The organism is Candidatus Methylacidiphilales bacterium, assembly GCA_025056655.1.
Classification (GTDB): domain Bacteria; phylum Verrucomicrobiota; class Verrucomicrobiia; order Methylacidiphilales; family JANWVL01; genus JANWVL01.
On sequence record JANWVL010000151.1, the window covers coordinates 1 to 1,843 of the forward strand.

Annotated in this window: 2 protein-coding genes; both read left to right on the forward strand. The window is 44.5% G+C overall.

What is annotated here, in order from left to right; all coding sequences use genetic code 11:
* On the forward strand, window positions 1–954 hold a 954-nt coding region (locus NZM04_09980; GenBank protein MCS7064346.1), incomplete at its 5' end, for a tail fiber protein.
* A gap of 113 nt (window positions 955–1,067) precedes the next feature.
* A partial coding sequence (locus NZM04_09985) for a hypothetical protein (protein ID MCS7064347.1) occupies window positions 1,068–1,843 on the forward strand: 776 nt, incomplete at its 3' end.

Below are 1,843 nucleotides of genomic sequence, written 5' to 3' on the forward strand. Positions count from 1 at the left end.
GCCGGTGTCGATGGGGCTGAGATGATTGGTATCCGCGACGAAGCTGGGCTCTATAATGCTGCAAATGTCGAACAAGCGCTTTATGAGATATATCAAGCTTTTAAGGTGTTTAAAGATGCTGTCGAACCTCTTAATAAATATTTCTTCCGTGATGGGAGTGTGCCAGCGACGGGGCATTTTGATCTAGGTGGTAAGCAGATTAAGAATCTGGCGGCGGCGACGGAGGATAATGATGCGGTGACTAAAAAGCAATTGGATTATATTGTTACCGCTAGCGCGCTTGATACTAGTGGGTTTTTGTTAATTGATGGAAGTCGCGCGATGACCGGTAATTTGCAGATGAACACAAAGCTGATTGTTAATTTGGGTGACGCGAATATTAATGACGACTATCACGCGGTGAATGTGAAAACATTGAAATCTTATATTGGACAGTTTGCTACGTCCTTAACGTTTCCAGTTGGTTGTATTATTGATGTGTGTGGGACGTTGAATGATGCAAAATGGTTGTTATGTGATGGTAAAACATATGGTAAAGAGGCTTATCCTGAGCTGCATGATGTTTTACCTAGTACTCTAAAAGATGACTATGTTTTTAAAGTGCCCGATTTGCGTGGCAGGCTTACAGTAGGTGCTGGTAGGTTAGCAATTATACCAGGTAGTACTAATTATTACGATACAGGTAAAGGAGATCCTTACACATCGCGTAATCGTGATGTTGGTGCATATGATGGCGCGGAGTATCACAAATTAACAATTGATGAGATGCCGAAGCATGGTCATAATGTACTGCACATGAGTAAAGTAATTAGGTCTGATGCCGCTGGAACACTTGGGGTATCAGGGAGCGGTCCGTATGTTGAAAATGAGTTTAAGGAGGAAGGCAATAACATAGCGCACGAGAACATGCCGCCAGTTTTTGCCGTTAATAAATATATAAGAGCTAAACCATAATTTCTCGATACGGTTTGTAGTGTTTCAGTAGACAAGAACTGACCTGTATTATTTGTCTTATAGTAATATAGGTGAGATTCTAGATACCATTATAACACTAATAGGAGGGCGATATGAAAAAATTTATGAGAAACGCAACAAAATTGCTAAAGCTAGGGAAGAAAACAGGGGCAACAAAGGTCGGGTCGCTAGCGGAAGCGGCGAGTTATAAACAGCGTTTAGATACGAAGCAGAGTAAACTTGACCAATGGAAATCGGATATATACAATAAATATATGGGCGAAATGCGCGCACATGGTGATGATGTTGTGCGCGATCTTGAAGGTGAACTTAGGCAAGTATTGGCTGCTGGTGATCAAGATGCGATTCAGAACGCGTTGTTGCAGTTTCAACAGCGGTATCGAGATTACATGATTGGGCGGCAGCGCGCATACCAGGCGCGCACTGTAGATTCGATGTTTGCTGATCCTCGCCGTGAGCAAGAGAGAGCTCAGCGGCTCGTGGCTGAACGCGAACTTGGACGAAATCAAATCAATGAAGCATATCGTCTTGGTTTGATAGGAAACGCGATGCAGCAAGCAAGGCGTGGCATGTTGGGAAGTTCAACAGATGTTGAAGCTCGCGGGGCTTTGCAGACAGCGCGAGACGCGCAGTTTATGCAGCTCGAGTCTGGGTTACAAGAGAAAGCTCGTCAATACCGTTTGAACGATGAGGCTTTACGGCAGCAGCTTTTAGGTATGATTTATACAGAGGACCCAATGACGGCGCAGCAGTTTGCCGGAATGCTGCAAGGGATTCAGCAGCAAGGCGAGGCTTTCCGTGAGCAGAAAGCTACGGAAGCGCAGATCGGTCAAGCGAATCAGTTGTTTGCGAATCAAATATCTCAATC